Here is a 24,468-nt window from a genome sequence, read left to right on the forward strand (position 1 = left end):
TAGATGCTGAACGCTCTGATTGTCAGAACTAGCTCTGTCGCCCGTCAATGATTTCTGGCGGATCAAAGGCACGAACCGCCGGCGCGGGGCGGTCAAACCGCTCAATTTTCACGAGGCAGGTATGCGCTGTCGGCCCCTGCCCCAGATCAGATGTCCCCTTGTCGCGGGTCAAAGCATTCGGGTTTCCATGGCGACACATGCCGGTTTCATCGGGATCCCACCAAGCGCCGGTCGCCATTTGAACGACCCCGTCGCGCACATCATCTGAAACCTGGGCGACAGCCAAACAGGCACCTCGCGCGTTGAACAACCGGACCAAACCTCCGTGGGCAATGGCACGGCGTTTGGCGTCTTGCGGGTTGATGAGGACGGGTTCGCGGCCGTCTATTTTTCCTGCAAGACTGATCGCACCCTGATCCAATTGCGAGTGCAGCTTTGTGCTTGGCTGATTGGAAATCAGGTGCAAGTCTTCGCCCGTCGCATTTCCAAGCCACTCATAGGGGTCAAACCACGCGGGATGCCCAAAGCAATCGCGATACCCAAAGCCCGCGACAGTTTCCGAGAAAATTTCGATCTTTCCACTTGGGGTGTTCAGCGGGTTGCTCTCTGGATCATCTACAAATCTCTGCAGCATCACGCGCGGTGGGTCATTGGTTTCCACTTTAAGCCAGCCTTTGGCACAAAACGCCTCCCAATCCGGTAAGTTCAACTTAGGCTGATCTGACTTGGCCTGATCGACTTCGGTGGACGCAAGGTCGCCGACTTTGCCGGCAGAAAAGGCCGTCTTGCCATAGATTTCGCGGATCCAGTCATCGGCTGTTTTGTCTTCGGTAAATTGTGTCTCCAGACCCATCTGACGCGCGATGCCGGTGAAGATGTCATAGTCGTTTCGAACATCCGCCGGAGGCGGCACCGCCTGTTCCACCCGGATCACATAGGGGTCGCGCTGGGACATGCTGATATCGTCGCGCTCGACATGTGTGGTGCATGGCAGAACAATATCTGCGCGCTTCGCCGTGGGGGTCCAGCACCAGTCATTGCAAATGACCGTGTCAGGCTTTTCCCACGCCTTTGCCAAAGCATTAAGGTCCTGATGGTGGTGATACGGGTTACCACCTGCCCACCACACAAGCTTTATGTCGGGATAGGTCAGGCTGTGCCCGTCAAATTCAACGGTCTTTCCAGCACCCAGCAAAAGGTCGGTTATGCGCGCAACAGGAATGTAGTCCGTCACGCCATTCTGACCCTGCGGAAGGGAGCCGCCCTTGAGCAATGGATAATCCCCGCCAATGCTATTGGTCGCAGCAAAGCCGAAGGCAAATCCACCTCCGGGCATTCCGATCTGACCCAGCATCGCCGCCAGAGTGATCGCCATCCAAAACGGCTGCTCGCCATGGTCTTGCCGGGTCAGGGACCAGGCAACCGAGATCACAGTCTTGCTGCGCGCCATACGCCGCGCCAATGCCCGGATCGTGTCAGCCGGGATTTCGGTCAGCGAAGCCGCCCAGTCGGCGTCTTTCGCAATGCTATCCTTGGCACCCGTCAGGTAGTTCGCAAAGCGCTCGAACCCCACGCAATAGCGATCCAGAAACGCCTGCGCATGAAGCTTTTCAGTGTAAATCGTGTGGGCCAAAGCCAACATCAAAGCAACGTCGCTATTGGGCCTTACGGGCAGCCATTCCGCGTTTGTCTCAGGGATCACGTCGCCCTTCAACGGGGAAATATTGACGAACTCAACGCCCGCTGCGACTGCCTGTTCAATGCCCGCGCGCTGACTGTGGACCCCCATGCCACCTGCATCAATCTGACTGTTCTTGATTGGGATGCCGCCAAACGCCACGACCAGCTGGCCATGATCTGCAATCGCGCTCCAGCTATTGGTCGTGTTCAGAAACTCGCGGTAAGACCCGAGCACATGCGGGATCATCGCCTCAGCGGCCGCAAAGGAATAGGTGAACTTGGAACTGGTAAACCCACCCGTACAATTCAGAAACCGCTTGAGCTGGCTTTGCGCATGGTGAAACCGCCCGGCACTGGCCCATCCATAAGACCCCGCATAAATGGCGTTTGAGCCATGCGTGTCGCGCACGCGCGTGATCTCACGCGCCACCAGCTCTTCCACCTCGGACCAATCCAGCGCGACAAAGCGGTCCTTCCCGCGCAAATCGGTCTGTGCGCCAGGACCATCACGTAGCCAGCTTTCGCGCACCATTGGTGATGTGATGCGGCTAGGTGCGTTGAGCGCATCGAGGATGCCCTGCCCGATTGGGGAGGGGTCCTTGTCTTCCTCAAACGCACGCATCTCGACAAGCTTGCCGTCTTCGACAACCGCGCGGTAGGTGCCCCAGTGGTTGGTCGTCAAATAGGTGCGCTCAGCCATCATTCATCCTCTCTGCGGGCTCAATGCGGTCAGGGCCAACCCGCCGGTACAGCATGCTGGTCGTCGGGCTGGCCTTGATATGCTCAGCCTCCCATCCGTCCGTCTCACCCAATGGGTCGGTTCCGCAAAGCCGCGCAAAGCGCAGGGCCATTTCGGCCTGAGAATGCGGCATCGTTTGATGACCCTCCCGGACGCAATCTAGAAGTCCTTCGCGCATTGTGTCTACAGGTCGCGGTATCTGCCCTGACCAAGTGTAGGCGAGGAACCGAGCTTGTTGTTCAATGGGGGTCGGATAGCTTCCCGCTTGGGACCAAAGCCCCATAAATGCCAGCCCCGGCAGGTCGGGGTGAAAGGTGAAGCTGTCCAGATCAATCGATGTGTCTGAAAGGTTAAGAGTGGCCGCGATGTCTGAGGGCAGGAACGGCAAGCTCAGTTGGTATCCGGTTCCGGCAATGATGCCATCCACCTCGATAGCGCGGTCATCGGCAAACCTGATGGATGTCCCGTCTATTTCTTTGGGCCATGGCAACGGGTGCACGCGCCCTTCGGCCACGAGGTTCAAATAGTGCTGCGACCCGGTTGCGCCTGCCTTGGCAAAATCGGAGTGCGGCTTTGGCGTGCCGTAATTGCTGGGATCACCTGCATGCTCCATCACCTTGGCTTCGCTATCGCGCATGAGCGCGTCGGGGTCATCCAAGGCCAAGCGGCCCCGCTCGTAAGTAAACAGCCGGTATTCGATCGGAACGCCCAGAAACATCTTCGGGTTCACATAGCGCTGACGCCGCTGGCAAAGATGCACAGAGGCCGCGCCAAGCATCGACAGATCCGAGGCGATTTCGAGTGAGGATATCGACCCGCCCAGAACGGCAACGCGCTTGTCCTGGTACGCCTTCGGCGACTTGTAATTGAAAGCGTGGATCAGACCCAATTCACCTGACATATTTTCGGCCCCCGGAATGTCGGGAATAACGGGTGCGTTGAACCTGCCGGTTGCGACGACAACATAGGGCGCGGTGTCGGTGAGTTGGGTACCATCGCGATCAAGCTCTAGCTCCCACCCCGTGTCACCGCGTCGGAGCTGTCTTAGGCTGGTTCCAAACTGGATAAGATCCAAAATCCCGAACTTGTTGGCGAAGCTCTCGAAATAGTCCCGCACTACGGAGTTATGCGGAAAGATCGGGGTGCGATCTGGGAAATTCAAATCAGAGAACCGGGTTGCGTCCCGGTATGTATTGCTGACCATCTGGGGCCAAACGCCGCTTCGCGGATTTGTCCATGACCACTGCCCGCCGACCTGTGAATGTGCCTCGTAAATCCGTGGTGAAAACCCGCGCGACAAAAGCCAGCGTGCGGCAGCTAAACCAGATGGGCCCGCGCCGATGATGATGACCTCGCGGCTCAATGGAAGTAGAGACCGCCGCACACATTGAGCGCTTGGCCGGTCACAAAGCCCGACAGATCAGAGGCGAAGAAGACGGCGGGCCCCACAATGTCCTCTGGTTCACCAAGACGACGTAGCGCGGTTGCGCCTGCCCAATAGTCGCGGTCTTCCTGCTTTTGCAGATTGTTCTGGCCCATCTCCGTCATGATGATCCCCGGGCACAGCGCATTGACGTAGATGCCCTGGTTGCCAAGTTCTTGCGCATAGACCCGTGTCAATGTGATCGCCGTCGCCTTTGTCGCGGCGTAGTGGCCTTGCTGTTCGATCCCTTGGCGCCCGGCAAGCGAGGCGATGTTGACGATACGACCTGTCCCCCGCTCTTTCATTTGGGGCAGGATGGCATTGGTGCACAGCATGATGCCCTTGGCGTTCACATCGAAATGCTGATCCCACGTCGCCTCGTCCAGAGCATCCAGACGGCTGAGCTTCAAAACGCCCGCGTTATTCACCAAGACATCAATCTGGCCCATCTCGGCGGTTGCTTCTGCAACGACTTCTTCGACACGGGCCTTGTTGGTGACGTCAATCGGGATGCACATCGCGCGGCGGCCTGCGGCTTCAACCTGTCCCGCGACGGCAGCCATGGCATTTGCTTCATGCTCCAAATCCGTGATCACGATATCCGCGCCCGCCTCTGCCATCCCTTTGGCCAGTGCCGCGCCGATGCCCCGTGATGCGCCGGTGACAAGAACCGTTTTGTCTTTGAGGATCATGAGTTTAGCTCCTTAACCGGCCAGCTTTCCATGGCCGCATATGTCTGATCAAAGTCGCGCAGAATGCCCTGGGAGCCGAGCCCGCACGCCACATGCGCAGCCACCGTATTGGCAAACCGCGCCGTTTTAGCGAGGTCCCAACCTTTCGACAGGCCCACGATCACGCCGGCGGAAAAGCTGTCGCCGCACCCAGTGGTGTCGACAACGTCGATCTTATGCGCCGGAAGCTGAAAAGCGTCGCCAACGGCGGGGTCGACCCAAACACCATCGCCCTCAAGCGTGATCAGCGCATTCTGTACGCCGCGCGCTTTGAACCATGCAGCCACCTGCGCCGGAGTGCCGCCCCCCGCCATGGTCCGCGCCTCCTCGATAGAGGGGACGAAATAGTCGATGTAAGGCAGCAAAGGTTCAACCAGCGCTATGGTCTTGTCATTGGCAAGGATCAGGTCAAAGACGGTCGTCCGGCCCAGTTCTTTGGCCCGCTTCAAAAGCGCAAGGGACCGTGCGCCATCAAAAGCGGCCAGAAGCCCTGTCCCGCCCAGATGTACGATCCGCGCATCGCAGGCCGCTTCGATCCCCGCGTCGTCCAACGTGAAAGTGTTGGACGTGCCCGGCACAAAGAAAGCTGACCGCGCGCCGTCTGGCGCAATTGGCAGCATCGACATGGGCGTCTGCACTTGGGCATTTCGATTGACCAGAGAGAGGTCGATCCCGGCATCGGTCATGGCAGAAGCCAACCAGTCGCCCATGGGATCTTCGCCCAACTCGGTTGCGACCTTCACATTCAGCCCAAGCATCGCGCAGTCCAGCGCGGTTGCCCCAGCCGTTCCCGCGACGGTCATCGTCATCTGATCCACAAACGTCGCCCCGCCGCGCGGCGGCATCGCATCCGCATGGGCGCAAAGCGTGTCCAGCACGACAAAGCCCACGGCACTCAGGTCGCACGCCGTCATTCCGCCTCCGTCAAGCCGTAGCCCGCTATCTTGTTCATCACGTCTTCTATTTGCTGTTCAGTCAAAAGCGGCGGCTCCCCCAAAAGCAGTGCGCCGTGATATTGCCGGGCCAACGTCTCTAACTCTTCCGCGCGCCAAAAGGCCTGTTCAATCGACGTACCCACAGCGATGGAGCCATGGTGATCCAAGAGGCAAGCGTGACGCCCCTCGAGAGCGGTCACCGCATGATCAGAAAGCTCCTGACTGCCAAAGATAGCATAGGGCGCCACCCGAATGTTTGGCCCGCCGAAAATCGCGATCATGTAGTGGATCGGTGGTATCTCCCGCCCATGGATTGCCAAAATCGTGCAATAGGTCGGATGCGCATGGACGATTGCCCCGACATCAGATCGCGCCGCAAGAACATCTCGATGGAACCGCCACTCGGACGACGGCGCTATGGGCCCTTCCGCGCGCCCGTCCATATGTACGTAGGCAATTTTGTCGGGTGTCAGGTCCGCATAGGGCGTCGATGTTGGCGAAATCAGCAGGCCGTCACCATGCCGGATAGAGACATTGCCAGACGTGCCCTGATTCAATCCAGAGTTGTTCAGCTTGAGGCAATGGTCAATGATTGCCTGTCTTTTGTCATGTTCTTCGCCGGTCGTCATGGCGCTACTCGGCCGCGATGTTGGCAGCGTTGAGCCCCAACCGTTCAAGCTGTTCAGGCGGGCAGCCTTCTTCTTGCAAGCGTTGAAGTAACAAGGCGACCATCCGGTCCCGTTCGCTTGGGTGACTGTCCCATAGGTTGTCGCGCTGATCCGGGTCCTGCCCCCTGTGGAACAAGAAGTTTTCGTAAGTGCGTGGGTCAACTTGGATCGGCATTTTCCACATTGGATAGGGCACCGACGGATCGAACTGCGCCTGATCCACAGGCTGCGCCGGGGCGCTCCCCACACGCCCATCAACCGGATTATCCACCAGCAACGGCCGCGCGATCATCGTAGAATAGCTGAACAAGTCATGACCATCGACAGGTGATTTAAACAGCGTCCACTCCCCATCCGTGATGCAAACACCCTGCCCGAACGTTCCGTAGGTGATGTCTGCATGCGGCGCTTCGCCTTTTGAGATCAACGGCATCAAGCTGACGGAATGGCGCGTTTCGTCTGGCGGCGTGCCACCGGAGGCGTCGATGACCGTCGAAAACAGATCAACAGTCTGGGTCAGCGCGGCTGAGCGCCCCCCTTCTCCTTTGCGACCGGGATGCCAGACGACCATCGGAATATTCGCGTGGCTGTCGTAATGCGGGTATTGCTTGCCAAAGGCTCCGCGCTCACCAAGATCATGCCCGTGATCCGTTGTGAAGATGACCATCGTGTCATCCCACAAATCGAGATCCCCAATCGTGTCGAGCAAGTGGCCGAACCATTTATCCACCATGGTGGTCTTGCCGTAGTACTGAGCTTTCAGATAGGCCAGTTCATCCGGCGTTGTCTGCGCCATAAAAGCATCAAGATCGGCATAGACCTGATACGGCGGCCAGATGTTGTAGTCGCCCGCATCCCCCTTCAGATCGTCCGTATACATCGTGTCGTAGGGGGCGGGCACATGGAACGGCTCGTGGACGTCAAAGCTCTCGACTTGCAAGAAAAACGGCCCACGGCCGGCGTTTTTTCGTAGCCAGTTTGAAGCCGCTGTGAACGTCTTGGCCGGGAAGTAATCCTCTTCGCCGCCAAAATCCTTCACGTTCTCCCAATATTGGCGCATATGATAAGGTGAGCGATACTCACTCATCTTTTCGACCCATTTGGGCACGTCTCCGTCATGAGGCAGTTGGTGGTAATCGGTCTCATGCCCGCGAATCATCTCAAGCGTCATGAAGCCTTGCATGTAGCCATTCGCCGTCTCTTCCCAATAATGGTAGTGATCGGTGACCATGCCGGTGTTGTAGCCTTGCTTCTGCACCTCGCGCGGCAGCTTGGGATCAAATACTTCAAGCGGGCCCCATGGGCGCCACATGAACTCTTTGCGCCCGGCAAAAATTTCACGTCTGGCGGGCATGCACGGCAAGCTCGAGATGAAATGATTGTCGAATACCAGCGACTTATCAGCGAAGGCGTCCAGGTTCGGCGTGCGGCACACGGTGTCAGAATTGTAGATCTTCAAGGCCTCTTTGTTGAGGCTGTCAACCAAGACGAGAATGATGTTCATGGTGTCCTCCCCAATCAAGCAAAAGCTCTGGCATCAGCGCAATACGCCATAATGATTATAATCAGAATGTTATGGTTCAACTCAATAATAAATTTGAAAAGTTGACGAACCTCATTTCTGATCATAATCATAAAGGCATTAACCGATGGCGACTGCAAGCCTGTTAAATCGGAACAGCATCTGGGAGAAAATTATCATGGCGAACTCAAAAAACAGCTACACAAGTAGGCGCACCGTATTGCGCGGAGGCTTGGCGGCAGGCGCCGCACTGGCCGCACCGACATTCTTCGTCGGCAAGGCCCACGCAGCGAATGAGAAGCTCAAAGTCGGCATCATTCCCGCATACTCGTTTGGCCTGTACTGGCTGATCCAAGACCAAGGATTTGCGCCCGGTGTCGAGATGGAGTTCAGCGTTTTCCCGTCGGGCCCTCCTGCGATCGAGGCCATGGTTGGCGGATCGGTTGACACGATCACGGTGGGCTCGGTCCCCCCATTGGCAGCGATGTTCCGCAAGGTCGCAAACTTCCGCGAAATCTCGATCTGCGGCGACGCGTCCGGCCTGTTCCAGATCGTCGGCAAACCCGGAATGAGTTCGCTGGCCGACCTTGAAGGCAAGAAGATCGCCGTCACCTCCGGCTCGAACTTTGACTTCTTCCTTGGCGTAGCACTCGCCAATGAGGGGCTCAGCGACATGCCTCTGACACGTGTGAACATGGAACCCATCGATGGCCAATCCGCCTTTATCGCGGGTGCTGTGGATGCGACGGTGCCTTTGGCGACCTCGCGCAAACTCATCTACGATGCCCTTCCCGACGCGTCGCTTTTGGCCGACGGCTCGGCCATGCCAATCGATGCGCGCCCATCCATCATGGACGTCTTCATGTCGACGCAAGAAAGCATCGACGCTCATGAGGACGCATACGTGGAAATCGTTCGCGCGTTCCACGACAAGGCCGTGCCGATGCTGCGCGATGACAACGCGGCAGTGGTCGAGCGGATGATCGAATGGCAAACCGGCATGGGCCGCGCCGGCGTCACGGCGGCAGATGTCGAACCTTTGCTGAACGGCTACTTCTACTTCGACAAGGCCGAGATCAAAGACGTCTACGCCCGCGGTATCCTCAATAGCGCGCTTCAGGTGCAGTCCGACTTCCTCGTCGCGAACGAACGGATCGGAGGCGTGCCGGATCTCGACGCGCTTGTGTCAGACCAGATCGTCGCGAAAATCTAGTTTGTGATGGACGCAATTAAACGCATCTTGTCAGGGCGCTTTGCATTGGGCGCCCTTTCAATCACGCTGGTGTTGGGCGCCTATCAGCTGATCACGATGCAGCCGGACAACAACCCTGCACTTCTGCCCCCAATTCCCGACATCATCGCCAGCTTTTTCACCAATATCGAAGCGGGCTCACTACAAGCCGCATTGGGCGCCAGTCTCTACCGCATTTTCCTTGGGTTTTTCATCGGCACGACCTGCGCCCTGATCATTGGCTGTCTGGTCGGCTGGTACAAAACTGTGGAGTATCTGATCGATCCCTTGATCGAGGCGATCCGCCCTATACCGCCGCTGGCCTACATCCCGATCATCATCATCTGGTTCGGAATCGAAGAGTTCAGCCGGGTGCTGCTCATTTCCATCGCCTGTTTCATGGTCTGCGTGGTGAATGTCATCGCAGGCATGAAGAACGTCCCGCAAGTCTACGTGGACGCGGCGTCTACCATGGGGGCCTCGCGGTTCCAGGTGTTTCGCACCGTCGCCATTCCGGCTGCCACGCCCTTTATCATCACGGGATACCGCATCGCTTTGGCTGCCGCGTGGACAACACTGGTCGCCGCAGAACTGATAGCAGCACCCAGCGGGCTGGGCTACATGCTTCAGGAAGGCCGCAGGTATTTCCTGACCGATCAGGTGATGATGATCATCGTCATTATCGGAGCCTGTGCCTTCATCATGGACCGCACATTCCGCGCGATCCAAAAACGCCTGATGGTTTGGTCGGAGGCGCGTGAATGATGTCTGAAATCATTGTCGACAACCTGACCCATACCTTTGCAAAAGGCACACCTGAGGCGCTGACCGTGCTGGAAGGGATCAACCTGACCTTTCCGGCCGGCAGCTTTACATCCATCGTCGGCACGTCTGGATGCGGCAAGTCCACCTTGCTGAAAATGATGGCAGGGCTGTTCGACCCGACGGATGGCGAAATGACACTGGACGGGCAAGTCATCAAAGGAACGGACCGAAAGCGCGGCATGGTCTTTCAGCAAGACGCGGTCTTCCCTTGGATGACAGTCGCCAAGAATATCTCCTACGGGCCGCGTATCCATGGGGCGTCCAAGGCGGATCAGATAGCGGCTGAAGCCAAATGGGTCGAGGCTGTGGGCCTGAAAGGATTTGAGGACCGGTGGCCACGCGAACTTTCCGGCGGCATGCGCAAACGCGTCGATATCGGACGTGTCTACGCAAATGACCCGGATGTGCTGCTGATGGATGAACCTTTCGGCGCCTTGGATGCGCAAACCAAGGAAAGACTGCAATCCGATCTTCTGGCCACTTGGAAAGAGACACAAAAGACCATCATCTTTGTCACTCACGATCTTGAAGAGGCCATCTTCCTGTCAGATCAGATTGTTGTTATGTCGGCGCGTCCCGGGCGGATAAGCCATATCGAGGATGTCAGCCTGCCCCGCCCGCGCAGTGACGATATGCGCCTTACATCAGAGTTTCTGGATATCAAGCGCAAGCTCTGGAAAATGCTCGACCACTAGAGGACTTCAAAGGCCTTGAATACTTCCAACACCAAGAAACGAACGGCTGGGCGCCCCAGTTTTCAGGCCGTCGAAGGAATGGCCTTCGAGATTTTTCAAAGGCAGTCACAGCATGTTGTTCTGTCGCGCACGGCATCATTGCCGCTATGGGAACAGCTCTACCAACACCTCGAAAACCTGATTTTGAGCGACAAGCTGGCTGTCGGCAGCCGCATCCCATCTGAACCGCTATTGTGTGATCTGTTTGGAGTATCGAAGGCCGTTGTCCGCCATGCCATTTCTGCACTTGCGTCAAAGGGGCTTGTGGTGAAGTTGCCCCGCAAAGGCATGTTCGTGTGCGAAAGGCCAAAAGAAAGCGGGTTTGTCACGTCCAACGTCTCGCTGTTCGAAGATATGATGGCGCGCGGAGCCTCAATTGACACGAAGACATTCGCCTTCACGACCGAAAAAGCTGACCCGGAAGAACAACAGGGGTTGCTGCTAGGCCCCGATGACGACGTCGTCCGAATTACGCGCCTGTTTCGGGTGGATGGCATGCCGATCACCCATTCGGTTATCAGTTTTCCGGCGGCGAAACTCCCGGGCTTCGCGCATAAAGACATCAAGAACCGCTCAATTCTTGCTGCAATCAAACAGCTCTATGGCCTGAAAGTGGTCCGTGCTGATCGTTGGTTGGATGCGCATATGCCAAATGCTCTGATCTGCGAGCGGATGGAGTTGAACGACCCAAAGCCTCTGATCCATATTGAATCCATAGGCTACGATCAAAATGGCGAGCGCCTCGAATATTATCAGGCATATTACGACACAGGTGCTGCTAGAATCAGAATTTCAGTAGCCGACTAAATGCTGCGCAATCGGGCCGGAAACGCGACTGGATCTTACAAACGCTCCTATAGTTTCAAATGATGTCTTGCTATGCAGGACCCATCCGCACGGGTCGTTCGTGCAGACCTCAGCGTCGACCAAGTTGGGCTCAGGGCAGGTAGTCTGCGCCTTTCGGACATAGCCGCCCACTCTTTTGGCTCATCCAATGACAGCCTTTGAAATGGCCCTCCCCTATCGTAGCTTCGTAACATGAACTACGAAAAAAGATCTGTTCAGGACGCGCTGATGCGAGCCTGGTCGCTCGAAAGTGCGGGCCAATGGACGGCCGAAAACCCGGCCGCCGGTCAGTGTAATGTGACGGCGCTTTTGGTGAGTGAGCTCTTTGGCGGCAGAATATTAGCGACCCCGGTGCAAGGCGGCCTTCATTTCTACAACAGTGTTCGAGGCGAAACGATCGATTTCACCGCCCCCCAATTCGAACATCCAATCAACTACGAAGACCTATCAGCGGAACAAGATGAAGTGCGCTCCGGGATTGCGGAAGGAGAATATGAAGCGTTGAAGAGACGCTTTTTGGAAGAATACCGCGACACAACGGCATTCTGACCACCGCGGCGCTCAGTATTCCGTCGAAGGAAAGCCCATGGCGCGCCACGCGGTTACGCCACCTTCGAGACTACGTGCGTCAACCCCGGCGGCACGCAGTTCCTGCGCCACTTTCTGGCTGACCCAGAACCCATACATGCAATAGACGATAACGGGCTTGTCCTTTGGCATTTCATTGACCCATTCGGCGACTTTGAATGAATCTCGCCAGGCCGTGTCGCTGATCCGCGACGTATACCGCTCACAATCATCGTCGTGGCGCACGTCAAGAACAAGGGGGGCGTCCTCGTCTCTTTGCATCATGCTTTTGAGCTCGGCGACAGATATCAGTTCAGAGCTTTCTGACGGTTTCGTTTCGTGGTGCGTAGCGCCTTTGGCATGTTGGAGCGCTTCTGCGACGCGGTCCCAGTGGATATTGTTCAAATACGTCTTCACATAGGCGAGCTGATCGCCGTCGAAGTCCGCGGCATAGACCTGTTCGCGCAAATCCAACGCCAGTATCGGAACCGAACTGCCGAGTACCAACCGACCATCTTCGGATGCAACGATTTGCAGGCGGTCAAACCGCGCGCACCACGCAAGTGCCACCCATCCTGACCTGTCACTTTGCGAGACCGCCATCATTGCGAACTCCGCCTGCCAACCCGCCACATCACCATAGGTTTCGCAGATCGCTTTCTTCAGATCGCCGTCATCGATGTCTGCGCCGCCATCTTCCGCCAAACCGGCCAAAAACAGTTCTTGAAGCACAACAAGATCGGCAAGTGCGGCCTGCTGACGGACGTAAGAGGCCAGCTCAGACTTGGGTGAGCCCGAATGCCGGAGCGCGGCTATTTTCGTGTCGATTTCACTCAACGCCCGGATCGTGCCGCCATAGTCCTTCTCGTAATACCGCTCCAGCATTTCCGGAGTGAAGCCGGAGATTTTATGTGCTTTGAATGGGATGCCTTTGACTAAGTGATCAATGGGCTCTTGGCGTGAAGGGTTCGAAGCATCGGTCATGGGAGTTCCCTTTCTGAAGTCGGTGGTTCGATGAGAGTTAGGTGACGCCTCGTCATGGGACCAGTCGCCACGCGAGCGCCCCAATACTGCCGAGGCAAGCAAGATCGGAATGGCCAGCATCTTCGCGGCCATTTTGGATTTCTCCGTGAAATTCCGCTGGAACAGAAACTTTCAGATTGGCGGTGCGATACGCACCAGGTATCGACTTTCGATCATTGTAGAAGTCGTCGTCGCGAAGCATATCAGGAAAGACGGGACAATCCGGTGTGCCTGCCGCAAGCGTCACAGTCGTTGCCGAGAATTTTGTATGTGACGCCAAAAAGCATCCTCCATGCGAAAATCATAGAACTGGAAGGATGCAAGATAGGGCTGGCGCCTCACGGGGTTCTTGCGGGCCCCATATCTTCATTGTTAAAAAGTATCTCGGATGGTGTCAAACCCGCCTTGGTCGGAATACGGACACGTGGTTAGCGGGCCGAGTGATCGTTTGAGAATATCCACTGCCCTGCCCGAATGACCAGCCAGCCACGCGTTCGCCGACTTGAAGTTTGGTCACGTCCTGTTCCACGGCGTCCACAATGCCGACCACATCTTCGCCTGGCGTATATGGGGTCTTTGGGAAGCCTAAAAAAGCCGGCGGCTTAGCAGTCTGGGCTTTGCGGGCTCCCGACGGCCGCGCCCCGCGGTACCTGCTTCAAAAACATCTCAATCCGCTGTGCGTTCTTTCCGGCGTCCACAAGTCCTTCACGCGACTTGGACCGCATATCGACCCGGGATTTGCCGCCTTGACTTGTGACTCGCACGATGACGTCATCCACAAAGCGCAGTTGCGCAGTCGTAGCCTCCGCCTCAACGGTCTTGCTGTCGTTATCTTGGCGAGTGATCCGCCAACCAGGTTGACTTTCAGCAAGATGACAGACCCGCTCGAAGACCTGGTTAGCAGGTTCGTCCAGAATGAGCGGCCGCACACTCGGATAGGCACTGCGAGCTCGTGACTTGAAGTGTTCGGGATAGGTCATGTCCCGATTTTCGTTGGCACGGGCACGCAGCGCTGCGCCAAATGCAATTGGATTGTCGAGATCAGTGGCGACGTCGTTAATGCGTGGATGGCGCAAGTCTTTGATCACCATCATGCAAGCGGTGACAAATGGAAGAGCTGATACAGCCGCAAGGAACCACGAATGCGCCGGTCCAATCACCAAGATCGTGACAGCAATGACGAGCCCGCTAAGAGCACCAATCATGCAGATCCCCCAAGCTAACATCGCGGGGCGCAGGCCTACCCGTCCCAATATGAGGCCGCAGCCGATTATGAGATAGGGCAACAAAGCAGGAAAAAGCATGATCCGCCTCTCTGGCAAGAAAAAATATGTGGTGCTGCGAAACCATGCACCACGGTTATTCGGACAGGCAGTTCGTCAACAGGTCGAACACCAGCCTGATCCGGCGACTGGTGTGCAGCTCACGGTGTGCGACCAGCCAGGTTGGTATTGAGAAGGGCTCAATTTCGGTCAGCACAGGTTCGAATTCCGGGAACTTTGCCGCGATACGGTCCGTCATAATCGCAATGCCATGTCCCTGGCGCGCAATTTCCCACTCCACGATTTGAGATCGTGAAACGTATTTGAAATTTTTCTTTGTCAGCACGAGCCCGAGTTTTAGAAGGTGCTCAAGCATGCCCTCAACATCACCAAAGCTGACAAACTGGTGCTGTGAATGGTCTTCGTCCAGCTTGGGCTGACCGTAACATTCCACGTATTTGGCGACGGCGTAGAAGCGGGCTGGATCTTCGCACACAAGTTTCGCGATGAGGTGCGGTTGATCAGGCCGCACATGGCGAATAGCGATGTCAGCCTCACGAACCAGAAGGTCGCTGAGTTGGTTGTCCGCTAGGATATCCAGCTCAAGCTGTGGTGCAATCGCCATGAGTTGATCAAGCATTGGCGGCAACACGTAGGATGCGGTCACTTCCGTGGCAGATATGCGGACCAGACCTTCGATGGCTTGGGATTGGCCGGAGGCCGTCAGTGACATCAAATTTGCGCCGTCGGCCATGATCCGAACGTGATCGAGAAGGTTCAAACCAATCGGTGTCAGGGACACTGACCGCCCACTACGTTCAAACAGGGTGACTTCTAAATCCTTCTCCAGAGCCGCAATCTGTCGCGTGATTGTCGGCTGTGTAACGCCCAGAACTTCGGCAGCCGCGGAGAGAGACCGTTCTTCCGCAACCGCAAGGAATGACCGGGCTTGGTTCCAGTCGAATGATATGGAGTTCCAATTCATGAGCTTCGATATACCATGCTTTCTTGCATCAAAAACCAACACCTATGCACAGTATGCTGTCGAAAAACGAATAGGTTAATATCGATACTGATGACTGCGACGCAGGGCTTTTCTGCCGCCCAAGCAACCCGGGGCAATGTCGGCTATGACACTCTTTGGCAGAAAGGTCGCGACGCTACAGTTCGCCGTCTACGGAGCAAAACACATTTTGCCAGATGACCGAACGGGGCTCCGTTTTGCGGATTGAAACTGGATAGGTGCGGATGAGGCCATGGTCTATCCAGAGGTGAAGTCCTGGATGTCAAAGCGGGACCTCGATACACGCTGCAAGCACGAAGTAGATAGCGTGCTGGGCATGTACGCCACTGCGCAGGCCGGTCAGGATCTTTGTGTTCTTCCGAGGTCTCTTGGTGACGCCGCCTCCGCTCAGGTTGGTGTAAGCGCTGACCTGCCAGAGATCGAAACTGACCTCTGGATGGTAACGCATTCCGACTTGAGGAAAACCGCACGTGTTCGGGCCTTAATGGATGCACTAGGCGCGTCCATTGCGCCACAGATCGAACAACAAAGCCGAAGTTAGCGGCCGCTCGCAGATGTCGTATGGATGGGGTCAGCGCGGACGCTTGCTCGTTTGACACAGCCGAGAGTGGCCCGGAAAGTCGCAACGCGGGACGAACCGGACCAGTGCCCCTGTATTGCGAATGTCCTCTAACGCTTCACTATCAGGGACGACGCTTTGTGAAATGGGAGGCGACCCACGGGTCGCCTCCGCTGCATCACTATGACGCCTTCAGTGCCATCTTGATGACCACTTCGCCTGTGGGCTCGTGTTCATATCGACCGGTTTCTACGAAACCATAACGATCATAGAACGGTCGACCCACGGCGTTTTGCTCGAAAACTTCGACAGTCAGCGGGCCATGCGATTTGGCGACATGATCTGTCATCGCTCGACCATAACCTTTGCCATGCAAACTCGGATCAAGGAACAAGCCTCCGATCTCGGTTCCGACCATTGAAATGAAGCCAGCGAGTGCCCCGTCATGCTCAAGCACCCAGGTCTCAGCATTTGGTAGGTAAATGTTACGCATGTCATTGGTGCCTTGCACAACAAAGTCCTCAGGCAGAAACGGATGGGCATAGGCATTGGCCCTCTGCCATACGGCGATCACGGCGTCGGTATCTTCAGGTTGATATTGTCTGATCATTGGTTTTGGTACTTTCATATCCCAGCCACCGACCTAAGGTCGGGGCATGTTGTCATCTATGTTGAGAAGTCACACAAATCGGGCCGCTGAGCGGCTTGCTTTCGTGCTGGTTTTTGATGGCCTTTGGGCCATCCGCGTTACAGGGACATAAAATCTCCGAAATGTCCGTGTGCTCTAGCATTGTCGGTCCGACAATTGAAGAGCGAACCTATCCCCAAGCGTCTCTGACGCTCAGATACTGCGATAGGTTCTCCAGCGTCGGCGCCCACCCATCCTCATGGAAAATCCGGCTCGCCTCATCCATCAGCCCATCATGTTCCAGTACCAGCACTGTCTTGTCGCCTCTGGGTGCGAGCGTGATCGTCACGCGGCTCGTCTCATCCCGCCCCTCCCAGGCCCAGGAAAAGACCAGCTCCCTTGGCGGTTCGATGCGCTGATACCTGCCATAGGCGGTCAGAAAATTTCCCATGTCAGGGGGAGGCCTCAACGGAGCATCACTCGCGTCCATGACGATGCGAAATGCGCCGCCAATTTTCAGATTGGTCTCGGCTTCAACGGCTTTCATGCCCAAGGGACAGAACCATTGTGTCATGAGGTCGGCCTTGGTCCACGCATCCCAGACCTCCTCCGGTGAGGCGTTCAGGATACGTGTCTGCAAGACGCTGTGAGCATCGGTCATTTGCCTGTTTTCTTCCCGTGATCGTTGGCCTTGCTTCGCTCAAGAAATTCTCCCAGCCGGTCCAGATTGTCTGACCAGAATTGCCGATAGAAGGACAGCCAATCGAATGCGGCGTGGAGTGGCTCCACCTCCAAACTGCAAATGTGCTTGCGTCCATCCAGCTTCTTCGAAACCAATCCCGCCGTTTGAAGAACGGACAGATGTTTTGAGAACCCCGCCGGGGACAGAGCGAACGGCTCGGCCAACTCGCCTACCGTTGCCGGGCCTTCGGCCAGCCTGGCCAGCGTTGCCATCCGCACAGGATCGCTAAGGGCTGAAAAGGTGCGTACCAAGTCTGGGGTAATCTCTTGCATCTACATTCTCATTGGCTGCGGGATTGGAATAGTAGAAGGTTAGGCCGCTTCTTCTTCCGGGAATTGTCTGGAGTCGGTATAGAGTTCCTGCCGCACGATCTTGTCGCCCCTGAAGGTGAAGACATCACACATGTCCATTTCCTTCTCTCCATCCGGCATCATGGCAACCAGCGTGAAGATGTGAACGACGTTATCGCCTTGGGCGATGTAACGCGAGCCCTTCGCATAGCCGCAAAAGCCGACCAGATGGGCGACGTAGGCGTCCGGTTCATCAAAGCTCATCATCGGGGCTTTGAAGGTGAAGTCATCGGTCAGCAGATGGCGGATCATCGAGGCGTCCTGCGCCGTGGCGCCGGCATAGAATTGATCAAGTGCTGCTTTTTGAGATGGGGTCATTGGGGCGTTCCCGATTAACGATTCGCTATATAGCAATATATTCGCTATTTAGCGAAATAAATCAAGCCACACTATTAGACAAGACCTCACTGCCCCTCATGATCGTCAATTTGCCCACAAGTCGCCATCCACGTCATGAATGACACGCTGCGATGAGGCCGCTCAAACCGGCCTTTAGGTACCGGCCCAAATGCGGAGCTAGTGGAACTCGCACGTTGTCGCCGATGCTATATCCGAACCGGTCGCCAGCTTCAGTAAATCTTCCGCAGTAGCTTCGATACAGTTTCGTCTGAATGCGGCCTGCGTACCATCCTTTGTCCATTCTAAAATCCAACCCAACAGCACCAGTTTGAGGGTTAGGTCACATGCCCCTATGGTCGGTCTGGCGGGGTGCTGGGTATGATGGACTCCAGACCAAGTAAGTGCCGGTCACGCGGGCCCGCGCCCAAGCAAATGGGGTGCCAGTACAGATATCAACACCATCACATTGCGCATGATTCTGCTTGGTGATAGTCTTTTGATTTTCCGCGTTGCGCATGCGAACGGAGCCGTAAGGATACGACCCATGGCACTGCCCGAATGCCCTTCCCCGTCGTTTGAAAAAGGGGCCATCAAACCGACAGTGAATGCGCTGATCGTTCAGCCTATCAAGGCGGATGATGCCGCGAAGGAGTATCGCCCTCCCCATGAAGCTTGAGTTTCTGCTGTGTGGCAGCCCCACGGAAGGTTTTTTTTCGCAGATGGCGTTCTTCCGGCTCTGTCTTGATGCCCTAGGGGGTGATGAGGCGGCAGCGCGGCTGGTCTGTGTCTTTGGTGATCACGAAGTGGCGGAGATACCAAATGCATGGCAGCCCTTCTTTGAGCGGATCGAGGTACATTGGGCGCATGAACCGGGTGCAGATAATCCCGGACATGCCAAACAGCACAACATGCGTTTTGAACTGCTCGACCCCGACGCGGATGTGTCTTTCATCTGTGATGCGGATGTAGCGGTGCTGCGTCCGGTCACCCCGTTGGCGGCCCAGCTCAAGCAGGCCAATGCTCTCGGAGGCGTGATTGCGCATCTTCATTTTCCCTGGGAAGGACGGGCACCCCAACCAGATATTGACTGGCCCGAGATAGCGCATGCGGTGCTGGGCCGCGATATTTCACGGCCATTCAGCTACACGCTGCTTGATCCCGGCGCACCGACAGATGCCCCGTTCTATATCAACCTTGGCATGTTTGCCGGTCCGCCCGCTCAGCTCAAGGCCTTCAACGACCGGGACAAGGAACTGCGGCCCAAGGTCAGCCCGCTGCTTGGAGAATGGTGGGCACCCCAGGTGTCGTTGGCGCTAACCTGTTTTGACCTTGGTTTACCTGTCGATGCTCTACCTATGCGCTACAACTTCCCCAATGATGTCAGAGCAGACAGGCTTCAAGCCAACGAACTCGCGCAGGTGGTCTTTTTGCACTACCTGCGTGAAAAGCCGTTTCGCCGGGATCACATCTTTTCCGACATCCGAGCGTTCGCGGAGTTCCTCGAAGACGATCTCGAAGGCTCGAATGCCGTGTTCCAGCGCCATGTCCATGAGATCACCAAAGGGGTTTACCCGTTCGAGCGCCCCGGCACCGGGATGGGGTCGCGGATCAAACGGCGTACGGCACGCTATCAGTTCTGGCGCAAGCAATAGGATCGGCGCTTAGCCCTGTGGGGGCGCAATGGCAGCAGCGTTGTCATGAGCAAAGCGGATCAGGGCGCAGATCAGCGCTACATCCGCAGGATCGGCGGCCGCGCCGCCCGGCAGGACCAGCACATCATTGCAAAGCGCATCGGTCTGCGGCAGTTCCAACCCCGCCGCCTTGGTCTGCGCAATGTAAGGAGGACAGCGGTGCCCGCCCGGACGGAAGTACCGTCGGGCCAGCACGTTTTCTGCGACCAGCACAGCATGCAACCTGTCACGATCCATGCCGAACTCCGCTGCGTTGATGCGTCCCACAACGTAGTGATGGTTGTTCTCCTCCGCCGCAGGGGGCAGCTTCAGAATGAAACCCGGCAGGTCCGCAAGTCCGCGCGCATAGGCCCGGTGCACGTCCTGGGCCAGGGCCCGGGTGGCGTTGATCTGATCCAGATTGCCCAGCCCCATTGCCGCGTGCATCTCCGACATCTTCGCGTTGAGGCCCGCGCACTCAACCGCGCCCATGGGGTCGAAGCCGAAGTTGCGCATACGTCGCAGTGTTTTGGCCAGCGTGCTGTCGCAGGTTGTTACCAGCCCACCCTCACATGTGTGAAAGGCTTTGGTGGCATGCAGGCTAAAGACCTCCGCCCGCCCAAATCGCCCCAGCCGGTGAGCCTTATGGCGCGCGCCAAAGGCATGGGCTGCATCAAACAAAAGCGGAATGTCATGCGCGTCGCAGACCTCCTGCAGCGCGTCTATGTCGCAAGGGCTGCCCCAGACGTGTGTGGCGACCACCGCCCCTGTCCGCGGCCCGATGCGCGCGGCACAGGCCGCCTGGTCCAGCGCCATCGAGGCGTCCACATCGCAAAACACCGGGGTCAGCCCCGCGATGTGCAATATGTTGGCTGTCGAGATGAAGGTGTAGGCGGGCAGGATCACCTCCCCTTTGACGCCAAGAGCCTTCATTGTCAGATCAAGGGCAGCCGTGGCGTTGGACATCAGCACACAGTGCGGCACGTCTAGGTAGTCACATAGGCGCTGCTCCAGTTCCTTCACGAGGGGGCCGTCATTGGTGAACCAGCGGCGTTCCCACGCGGCGTTGATGCGCGCGTCGAAGGCGGCCTTATCCGGGACATGGGGTCGGTTCACATGGCGCGGAACGGCAAACAAAGGCGGCGCGCCCAGCAAAGCAAGATCAGCAGGGGTCTGCAGAGCCTTGCGTTTGTGAGGAGCGGTGTCAGTCATTCTCGGGGTGTGCCTTTGCGCGGCGGTCAGCACGTCATGCCATGTTTAGGCCCAAGGCTCAATGCGTCGAGCGCGGTTGACGGTAGCGCGGGAAGTATTCGGACGGGCCGAGAGCGGCCAGAGGCGCGCTCAGCCTGTTGTAAGCCTCTTGATCCGCGACCAAGCCGCACAGATACGCACGGCGGGTCGCATTCGCAAACCCCGCCTTGAACCGCGCCAGCCCGTCGCCCGCGCTGTCATCCGCCACACCGCCAAGATTGATCAGGGTGCTACCCGCAAAGGTGCGGATCGCCACATCATTCACGGCATAGGCCGCCCCTGCCTCGTAGCCCTCCGCATCCGAAGCGGCCAGATGGCTATGGGCGAAACGCCAATGTCGCGCCCAGATATGGGCCGAGACCAGACGCCCTTCCGCAAACGCTCCGAAAGCCGGGAAGTCTTCTGGATGTGCGGCCAGATGGGCAAAATGCGCCGCCTCAAAACGGTGAGTTTCCCCCAGCGCATGGCGCGCGATCAGCACTTCATACAACCGGGTAAAGTCCTGCAGATGATCCGCCAGCTCGATCTCACGCGCCTCGCAGCGCCGCTCGGCCCGGCGCAGCTCCGCGCGGTGGTGCTTGCTGTAGGGGGGCTGCGTCCGCCGCCCTTCGATCACGTGGTGGTCCTTATAGGGGCGCACGAGATCAAAACAGTCTGGCGGCACCGGTGTGCTGGCCGGGTCGCTGACCAGCACCAGACTGATCGCACCAAGCGCGCGCAGCTCCGCGCGCACCGCGTCGCGGGTGACGGTGCGCAACTTGGGGGAGAGCGGGTAAAGCCCTGCAGCGTCCAGTTCCACGCAGCCGGGGATTGTGCGCAGATGCAGGGGGACGCCCAGGGTTTCGGACATCACCACCTGCCCTGTTCCCGCCAGAGTTTGCCCATATGTCAACGTGTTGTAGGGATGCGTCATGCCATTGCCTCTGAAACGGCGGCGATCACGCGGTCCATGTCGCGGCTGCCGTAACGTTGGTCACAGGGCAGCGTCAGCAGGCTGCCGGATAGCATGCGTTCCGTTTGCGAAGGCGCGTCGCTCGCCAGTGTTTGCCAATGGCGCGGCGCAAAGATGCGGTGCCGGGCCAGTCGCGCTGCGAGCGCACCCGCATCCGCGCAGCGCAACGCAAAGCCAAGGGGCACCCATTCCGGCGCAGGATCAGACCAGAGCGCCGAGTCTCCCAACGCCGCATACAACTGCGCATAATTGGCACGGCGCGCGTTAGCGAGCGGGGCGAAAGCAGTCGCTTGGAGGATGTGTAATGTGTCAGCGCTCATCGCGTAATCGCTGACCTGCATGTGCGCCTCGGCCCTGCGAAAGGCGGCAAACCAGCGGGCATTGTCGCGATCCGCCTGATCGTGTCGCCGCAGCAGCCCAGCATGGCGCAATGCGGCGCTCGCGGCAGGGCGTTGGTACGGGTGTGGCAGCGTCCCTTGCGTGTCGATCAGCACGCCGCCATCCGCCACGCCAAGCCATTTGCGCGGGCTGAAGATCCGCAGGTCGGCCCAGCCGCTACCTGCAAGGCTTTGCGCGCAATCCTCGACCCAGATCACATCGCTGCGCGCGCGCGCCAAGGCTGCCAGATCCTGCGCGGGGCGGCCAAAGTGATTGATCCCCAACACCAAGTCGCCAGGGCGCAGGGCACGTTCCAACGCGCCAATATCCGGGCAAAGATCAACATCGCTGTGGTAGAACACCGGCGCTTGGCTCACCGCCGCTACAGCCGCGCGCATGTCGGTGCAGCAATAGGCCGGCAAGAACACCCGGCGTGGTGCAAGGCTGCGCAGCACATGGGCAAAGGCCGAACGGGCGTTGCGGAAGGTCAACACCGACGCGGCCCCGGCGGTCATGGTAGCCCAAAGGCTGCCCGGTACAGGCGCCCCCGCAGGCTGCGCCTCAAAGACGCCGCCTATGGCGCGCTCAGGGACGGCAGAGCAGGGCATTGAACCGATACCGCGCAGCATCCAGGTCAGCAGGCAGATCGCTGAAGCTACAGGTGAAGCCGAGTTCTTCGCTAAGCGCGCGGAGGGTGTCACGGTTCCACCAGGTGCCCATCATGTCAGTGCCCGACGCCACATGGGCCGCATGGGCCGCGCGTCGGGCGGGGGTGTCAAGGAAGCGATCCTTGAGCGCAAGATCAGGCACGAAACCTAACAGAATGCGAGCCTGAGGCGCTGTGATCCTGGCCAGACCGTTCAGCACTTCGCGGCCCGTTTGAGCATCGAAATGCTGCCACGCTCCATAGAGCAGGACTTTGTCAAAGGGAGCCTCTGCGCTGTCTTGCAGGTGAGCGGCGTTACGGGCGTCCATGGAAAAATAGCGCAGGTTAGGCGCGGAATGCGCGCTCTGGGCCACAGAAATCATGCAGTCCGACAGATCCGCCCCGCAAACCAACCGCACCCGGGGGGCGAGCGCGCTGGTCAGCACCCCGTTGCCACAGCACAAATCCAACAGAGAGTCCTGTGACCCAAGTGCCAGCAATGACGCAATCTGTGCGAGCAGCGCGTCCAGATGAGCGCGCGGTATAGGAGCACCGTTGACGGTATGACCTACCTGTTCCAGGTGCTGTTCCGGGCCGAATTGTGCCACCCGTGCATCGTAATAGGCTTTCAAATCCATTGCGTGATCTCGGTCTTTACCCTGCGGGCCCTGCTCTTCCGGCATACGGCAGTGCGGTGCCGATGACCAGCCTCGCAAGGCCTTGGACAGGCGCGGCGGTCAAACCAGGAAGGTCAGCGCGCGCACCTCTGCGTGCAGGCGATCGCGTGTTGCATCATCAAAACGACGCCCGCCCAGATCGCTTCCCTCACGCCCCAGATAGCGGCACAAAAACTGGGCGTTGCTGGCTGCAAATGTGGCGCGGTATTGCGCGGCGGTGGGTGCATCCATCAAGACTGCCGGAATATCTTCGGGACCAAGGGCCGCCAGCAGATTGCTTTGTAGCGCCTTGCGGTCCTCGAAAGTGATCGCGTTGAGCATCAGCAACACCTGCAAGGCGCGCGCGCCAAGCGACCTGTTGGCAACGGTCATCGGGGCGTTCTTGCGGGCCATGCTGAGGGCGTTGATCGTGTCCGCAGACAAGGGCAGGCAGTTCAAAAAATCCGCTTCGATCGTGTCTCGCGCCGCGTCGTAGACCCGCGCTATGATGGCATCGTCGCCAAACACCGCAGCCCAAGCGTCACATTCGGCCGCGTAGTCCGCCCCCTCCAGCGCCTCAGCATAGACGGCAAAGGGGCGGGTTTCGCCCTTCAGCTTGACCATCTGGTTGTATTCGGATTCTGCCACTTCATCTTGAGAGCGGGCGAAGAAGATGACCTTGGTACACGTCTCGATGGGCAGATCGTCAAGCCACTTCGCAAGGGCTCGAATATCGGCAAGCGGAAAGTTCTCCGAGCTGAGCAGAACGGCAAAAGCTGCGCTGTCGCAGATTTCCTGCCCTGTGCGCCGACGCAATTCCGCCAGATCGTCCGGCATCTCCATGTAGCCCGGTGGGTCTGCGATAAAGCTCTTGGCAAAGGCCTGATGCCCCTGCCCCGCGTCGCCGGTCAGCAGATAATCCATGCCACCGGCCAACAAGGCCTCGCGATTGGTCGAGAGAAAATGTTGCAGCGCCGTGGTGCCGGTTTTGCCTCGGCCAATGTGCAGATAGATGGTTTTCACGCGGCACTCCGCAACGAGGAAGGACGCGCCATGTGTGCGGCGTGGCCCCTCCTTGTCAAGCGCC

General features: G+C 57.9%; 26 protein-coding genes and 1 pseudogene. 8 read left to right on the forward strand and 19 right to left on the reverse strand.

Annotated features, from left to right (window positions below):
* Positions 1-28: 28 nt before the first annotated feature.
* The 6 genes from Q0899_RS06215 to Q0899_RS06240 are packed head-to-tail and all read right to left on the reverse strand — an operon-like array spanning position 29 to position 7,680.
* On the reverse strand, positions 29-2,380 hold the full coding sequence (locus tag Q0899_RS06215; protein ID WP_299191584.1) for a molybdopterin-dependent oxidoreductase: 2,352 nt from the start codon (positions 2,378-2,380) through the stop codon (positions 29-31).
* Positions 2,373-3,803, reverse strand: coding sequence for an NAD(P)-binding domain-containing protein (locus tag Q0899_RS06220; protein ID WP_299191586.1), 1,431 nt, complete (start codon positions 3,801-3,803; stop codon positions 2,373-2,375). Before Q0899_RS06220 ends, Q0899_RS06215 begins: the two co-directional genes overlap by 8 nt.
* Positions 3,779-4,534 carry an SDR family NAD(P)-dependent oxidoreductase gene (locus Q0899_RS06225; protein WP_298356875.1) on the reverse strand — a complete coding sequence of 252 codons (756 nt, stop codon included), beginning with the start codon at positions 4,532-4,534 and terminating at the stop codon, positions 3,779-3,781. The genes Q0899_RS06220 and Q0899_RS06225 overlap by 25 nt, the downstream gene beginning before the upstream one ends.
* Positions 4,531-5,487 carry a carbohydrate kinase family protein gene (locus Q0899_RS06230; RefSeq protein WP_299191588.1) on the reverse strand — a complete coding sequence of 319 codons (957 nt, stop codon included), beginning with the start codon at positions 5,485-5,487 and terminating at the stop codon, positions 4,531-4,533. Before Q0899_RS06230 ends, Q0899_RS06225 begins: the two co-directional genes overlap by 4 nt.
* A complete protein-coding gene (locus Q0899_RS06235; protein WP_299191590.1) occupies positions 5,484-6,137 on the reverse strand; it encodes a class II aldolase/adducin family protein in 654 nt (217 codons plus the stop codon). The genes Q0899_RS06230 and Q0899_RS06235 overlap by 4 nt, the downstream gene beginning before the upstream one ends.
* Before the next feature lie 4 nt (positions 6,138-6,141).
* On the reverse strand, positions 6,142-7,680 hold the full coding sequence (locus Q0899_RS06240) for a sulfatase (RefSeq protein WP_299191592.1): 1,539 nt from the start codon (positions 7,678-7,680) through the stop codon (positions 6,142-6,144).
* A gap of 196 nt (positions 7,681-7,876) precedes the next feature.
* On the opposite strand from Q0899_RS06240, the gene Q0899_RS06245 reads away from it, so the two are divergent.
* The 5 genes from Q0899_RS06245 to Q0899_RS06265 all read left to right on the forward strand — a co-directional run bounded on the left by Q0899_RS06245 (position 7,877) and on the right by Q0899_RS06265 (position 11,883).
* Complete coding sequence (locus Q0899_RS06245; RefSeq protein ID WP_298290070.1) at positions 7,877-8,911, forward strand: ABC transporter substrate-binding protein; 1,035 nt, start codon at positions 7,877-7,879, stop codon at positions 8,909-8,911.
* 45 nt (positions 8,912-8,956) lie between these two features.
* Positions 8,957-9,694, forward strand: a complete 738-nt coding sequence (locus tag Q0899_RS06250) for an ABC transporter permease (RefSeq protein ID WP_299191594.1) — start codon at positions 8,957-8,959, stop codon at positions 9,692-9,694.
* The gene (locus tag Q0899_RS06255; protein ID WP_299191596.1) at positions 9,691-10,449 is read left to right on the forward strand and encodes an ABC transporter ATP-binding protein; all 759 of its coding nucleotides are present in this window, start codon (positions 9,691-9,693) and stop codon (positions 10,447-10,449) included. The genes Q0899_RS06250 and Q0899_RS06255 overlap by 4 nt, the downstream gene beginning before the upstream one ends.
* A 78-nt stretch (positions 10,450-10,527) precedes the next feature.
* Positions 10,528-11,295 (forward strand): GntR family transcriptional regulator, encoded by a 768-nt coding sequence (locus Q0899_RS06260; protein WP_298290064.1) that lies wholly within the window; start codon positions 10,528-10,530, stop codon positions 11,293-11,295.
* 231 nt (positions 11,296-11,526) lie between these two features.
* On the forward strand, positions 11,527-11,883 hold the full coding sequence (locus Q0899_RS06265; protein WP_299191598.1) for a hypothetical protein: 357 nt from the start codon (positions 11,527-11,529) through the stop codon (positions 11,881-11,883).
* A gap of 12 nt (positions 11,884-11,895) precedes the next feature.
* Here the strand turns inward: Q0899_RS06265 and Q0899_RS06270 are convergent, their stop codons facing one another.
* From Q0899_RS06270 to Q0899_RS06280, 4 genes and pseudogenes are all read right to left on the reverse strand, one after another.
* Entirely contained in the window at positions 11,896-12,885 is a 990-nt protein-coding gene (locus Q0899_RS06270) for a Fe-Mn family superoxide dismutase (RefSeq protein WP_299191600.1), read from the reverse strand.
* A gap of 433 nt (positions 12,886-13,318) precedes the next feature.
* Positions 13,319-13,492, reverse strand: a pseudogene (locus Q0899_RS19380) (alcohol dehydrogenase catalytic domain-containing protein); the annotation flags it as partial.
* A 34-nt stretch (positions 13,493-13,526) separates the two neighbouring features.
* Positions 13,527-14,228 (reverse strand): DUF1499 domain-containing protein, encoded by a 702-nt coding sequence (locus Q0899_RS06275; RefSeq protein WP_299191602.1) that lies wholly within the window; start codon positions 14,226-14,228, stop codon positions 13,527-13,529.
* 55 nt (positions 14,229-14,283) lie between these two features.
* Positions 14,284-15,213, reverse strand: coding sequence for a LysR family transcriptional regulator (locus Q0899_RS06280; protein ID WP_366942097.1), 930 nt, complete (start codon positions 15,211-15,213; stop codon positions 14,284-14,286).
* Between the two features lie 229 nt (positions 15,214-15,442).
* Between Q0899_RS06280 and Q0899_RS19385 the strand changes: the two genes are divergently transcribed.
* Positions 15,443-15,751: a LysR substrate-binding domain-containing protein gene (locus Q0899_RS19385; protein ID WP_366942098.1), complete on the forward strand. Its 309-nt coding sequence runs from the start codon at positions 15,443-15,445 to the stop codon at positions 15,749-15,751.
* A gap of 199 nt (positions 15,752-15,950) precedes the next feature.
* On the opposite strand, the gene Q0899_RS06285 is transcribed toward Q0899_RS19385, so the two are convergent.
* The 4 genes from Q0899_RS06285 to Q0899_RS06300 all read right to left on the reverse strand — a co-directional run bounded on the left by Q0899_RS06285 (position 15,951) and on the right by Q0899_RS06300 (position 17,807).
* Complete coding sequence (locus tag Q0899_RS06285) at positions 15,951-16,397, reverse strand: GNAT family N-acetyltransferase (RefSeq protein ID WP_299191604.1); 447 nt, start codon at positions 16,395-16,397, stop codon at positions 15,951-15,953.
* Between the two features lie 190 nt (positions 16,398-16,587).
* The gene (locus Q0899_RS06290; RefSeq protein ID WP_299191606.1) at positions 16,588-17,058 is read right to left on the reverse strand and encodes an SRPBCC domain-containing protein; all 471 of its coding nucleotides are present in this window, start codon (positions 17,056-17,058) and stop codon (positions 16,588-16,590) included.
* Positions 17,055-17,411, reverse strand: a complete 357-nt coding sequence (locus tag Q0899_RS06295) for a metalloregulator ArsR/SmtB family transcription factor (RefSeq protein WP_298290042.1) — start codon at positions 17,409-17,411, stop codon at positions 17,055-17,057. Before Q0899_RS06295 ends, Q0899_RS06290 begins: the two co-directional genes overlap by 4 nt.
* Positions 17,412-17,450: 39 nt before the next feature.
* On the reverse strand, positions 17,451-17,807 hold the full coding sequence (locus tag Q0899_RS06300) for a nuclear transport factor 2 family protein (RefSeq protein ID WP_299191608.1): 357 nt from the start codon (positions 17,805-17,807) through the stop codon (positions 17,451-17,453).
* A 565-nt stretch (positions 17,808-18,372) separates the two neighbouring features.
* Between Q0899_RS06300 and Q0899_RS06305 the strand changes: the two genes are divergently transcribed.
* Positions 18,373-18,504 carry a hypothetical protein gene (locus Q0899_RS06305; protein ID WP_299191610.1) on the forward strand — a complete coding sequence of 44 codons (132 nt, stop codon included), beginning with the start codon at positions 18,373-18,375 and terminating at the stop codon, positions 18,502-18,504.
* The gene (locus tag Q0899_RS06310; RefSeq protein ID WP_299191612.1) at positions 18,494-19,480 is read left to right on the forward strand and encodes a hypothetical protein; all 987 of its coding nucleotides are present in this window, start codon (positions 18,494-18,496) and stop codon (positions 19,478-19,480) included. Before Q0899_RS06305 ends, Q0899_RS06310 begins: the two co-directional genes overlap by 11 nt.
* A gap of 9 nt (positions 19,481-19,489) precedes the next feature.
* On the opposite strand, the gene Q0899_RS06315 is transcribed toward Q0899_RS06310, so the two are convergent.
* The 5 genes from Q0899_RS06315 to Q0899_RS06335 all read right to left on the reverse strand — a co-directional run bounded on the left by Q0899_RS06315 (position 19,490) and on the right by Q0899_RS06335 (position 24,404).
* On the reverse strand, positions 19,490-20,710 hold the full coding sequence (locus Q0899_RS06315) for a DegT/DnrJ/EryC1/StrS aminotransferase family protein (RefSeq protein ID WP_299191614.1): 1,221 nt from the start codon (positions 20,708-20,710) through the stop codon (positions 19,490-19,492).
* Between the two features lie 58 nt (positions 20,711-20,768).
* Complete coding sequence (locus Q0899_RS06320; RefSeq protein ID WP_299191616.1) at positions 20,769-21,662, reverse strand: GNAT family N-acetyltransferase; 894 nt, start codon at positions 21,660-21,662, stop codon at positions 20,769-20,771.
* Positions 21,659-22,594 (reverse strand): hypothetical protein, encoded by a 936-nt coding sequence (locus Q0899_RS06325; RefSeq protein WP_299191618.1) that lies wholly within the window; start codon positions 22,592-22,594, stop codon positions 21,659-21,661. Before Q0899_RS06325 ends, Q0899_RS06320 begins: the two co-directional genes overlap by 4 nt.
* Before the next feature lie 70 nt (positions 22,595-22,664).
* On the reverse strand, positions 22,665-23,363 hold the full coding sequence (locus tag Q0899_RS06330; RefSeq protein WP_299191620.1) for a class I SAM-dependent methyltransferase: 699 nt from the start codon (positions 23,361-23,363) through the stop codon (positions 22,665-22,667).
* 99 nt (positions 23,364-23,462) lie between these two features.
* Positions 23,463-24,404: a hypothetical protein gene (locus tag Q0899_RS06335; RefSeq protein WP_299191622.1), complete on the reverse strand. Its 942-nt coding sequence runs from the start codon at positions 24,402-24,404 to the stop codon at positions 23,463-23,465.
* Between the last annotated feature and the right edge of the window lie 64 nt (positions 24,405-24,468).

Source organism: uncultured Litoreibacter sp. (assembly GCF_947501785.1).
GTDB lineage: Bacteria > Pseudomonadota > Alphaproteobacteria > Rhodobacterales > Rhodobacteraceae > Litoreibacter.

Bases quoted from the DNA above. Each gene is read 5' to 3' on its own strand.
- Q0899_RS06215 (WP_299191584.1), bottom strand. From the start codon at position 2,380: ATGGCTGAGCGCACCTATTTGACGACCAACCACTGGGGCACCTACCGC.
- Q0899_RS06225 (WP_298356875.1), bottom strand. From the start codon at position 4,534: ATGATCCTCAAAGACAAAACGGTTCTTGTCACCGGCGCATCACGGGGC.
- Q0899_RS06230 (WP_299191588.1), bottom strand. From the start codon at position 5,487: ATGACGGCGTGCGACCTGAGTGCCGTGGGCTTTGTCGTGCTGGACACG.
- Q0899_RS06235 (WP_299191590.1), bottom strand. From the start codon at position 6,137: ATGACGACCGGCGAAGAACATGACAAAAGACAGGCAATCATTGACCAT.
- Q0899_RS06240 (WP_299191592.1), bottom strand. From the start codon at position 7,680: ATGAACATCATTCTCGTCTTGGTTGACAGCCTCAACAAAGAGGCCTTG.
- Q0899_RS06245 (WP_298290070.1), top strand. From the start codon at position 7,877: ATGGCGAACTCAAAAAACAGCTACACAAGTAGGCGCACCGTATTGCGC.
- Q0899_RS06255 (WP_299191596.1), top strand. From the start codon at position 9,691: ATGATGTCTGAAATCATTGTCGACAACCTGACCCATACCTTTGCAAAA.
- Q0899_RS06260 (WP_298290064.1), top strand. From the start codon at position 10,528: ATGGCCTTCGAGATTTTTCAAAGGCAGTCACAGCATGTTGTTCTGTCG.
- Q0899_RS06265 (WP_299191598.1), top strand. From the start codon at position 11,527: ATGAACTACGAAAAAAGATCTGTTCAGGACGCGCTGATGCGAGCCTGG.
- Q0899_RS06270 (WP_299191600.1), bottom strand. From the start codon at position 12,885: ATGACCGATGCTTCGAACCCTTCACGCCAAGAGCCCATTGATCACTTA.
- Q0899_RS06275 (WP_299191602.1), bottom strand. From the start codon at position 14,228: ATGCTTTTTCCTGCTTTGTTGCCCTATCTCATAATCGGCTGCGGCCTC.
- Q0899_RS19385 (WP_366942098.1), top strand. From the start codon at position 15,443: ATGGTCTATCCAGAGGTGAAGTCCTGGATGTCAAAGCGGGACCTCGAT.
- Q0899_RS06285 (WP_299191604.1), bottom strand. From the start codon at position 16,397: ATGAAAGTACCAAAACCAATGATCAGACAATATCAACCTGAAGATACC.
- Q0899_RS06290 (WP_299191606.1), bottom strand. From the start codon at position 17,058: ATGACCGATGCTCACAGCGTCTTGCAGACACGTATCCTGAACGCCTCA.
- Q0899_RS06295 (WP_298290042.1), bottom strand. From the start codon at position 17,411: ATGCAAGAGATTACCCCAGACTTGGTACGCACCTTTTCAGCCCTTAGC.
- Q0899_RS06300 (WP_299191608.1), bottom strand. From the start codon at position 17,807: ATGACCCCATCTCAAAAAGCAGCACTTGATCAATTCTATGCCGGCGCC.
- Q0899_RS06305 (WP_299191610.1), top strand. From the start codon at position 18,373: ATGGCACTGCCCGAATGCCCTTCCCCGTCGTTTGAAAAAGGGGCCATC.
- Q0899_RS06310 (WP_299191612.1), top strand. From the start codon at position 18,494: ATGAAGCTTGAGTTTCTGCTGTGTGGCAGCCCCACGGAAGGTTTTTTT.
- Q0899_RS06315 (WP_299191614.1), bottom strand. From the start codon at position 20,710: ATGACTGACACCGCTCCTCACAAACGCAAGGCTCTGCAGACCCCTGCT.
- Q0899_RS06320 (WP_299191616.1), bottom strand. From the start codon at position 21,662: ATGACGCATCCCTACAACACGTTGACATATGGGCAAACTCTGGCGGGA.
- Q0899_RS06325 (WP_299191618.1), bottom strand. From the start codon at position 22,594: ATGACCGCCGGGGCCGCGTCGGTGTTGACCTTCCGCAACGCCCGTTCG.
- Q0899_RS06330 (WP_299191620.1), bottom strand. From the start codon at position 23,363: ATGGATTTGAAAGCCTATTACGATGCACGGGTGGCACAATTCGGCCCG.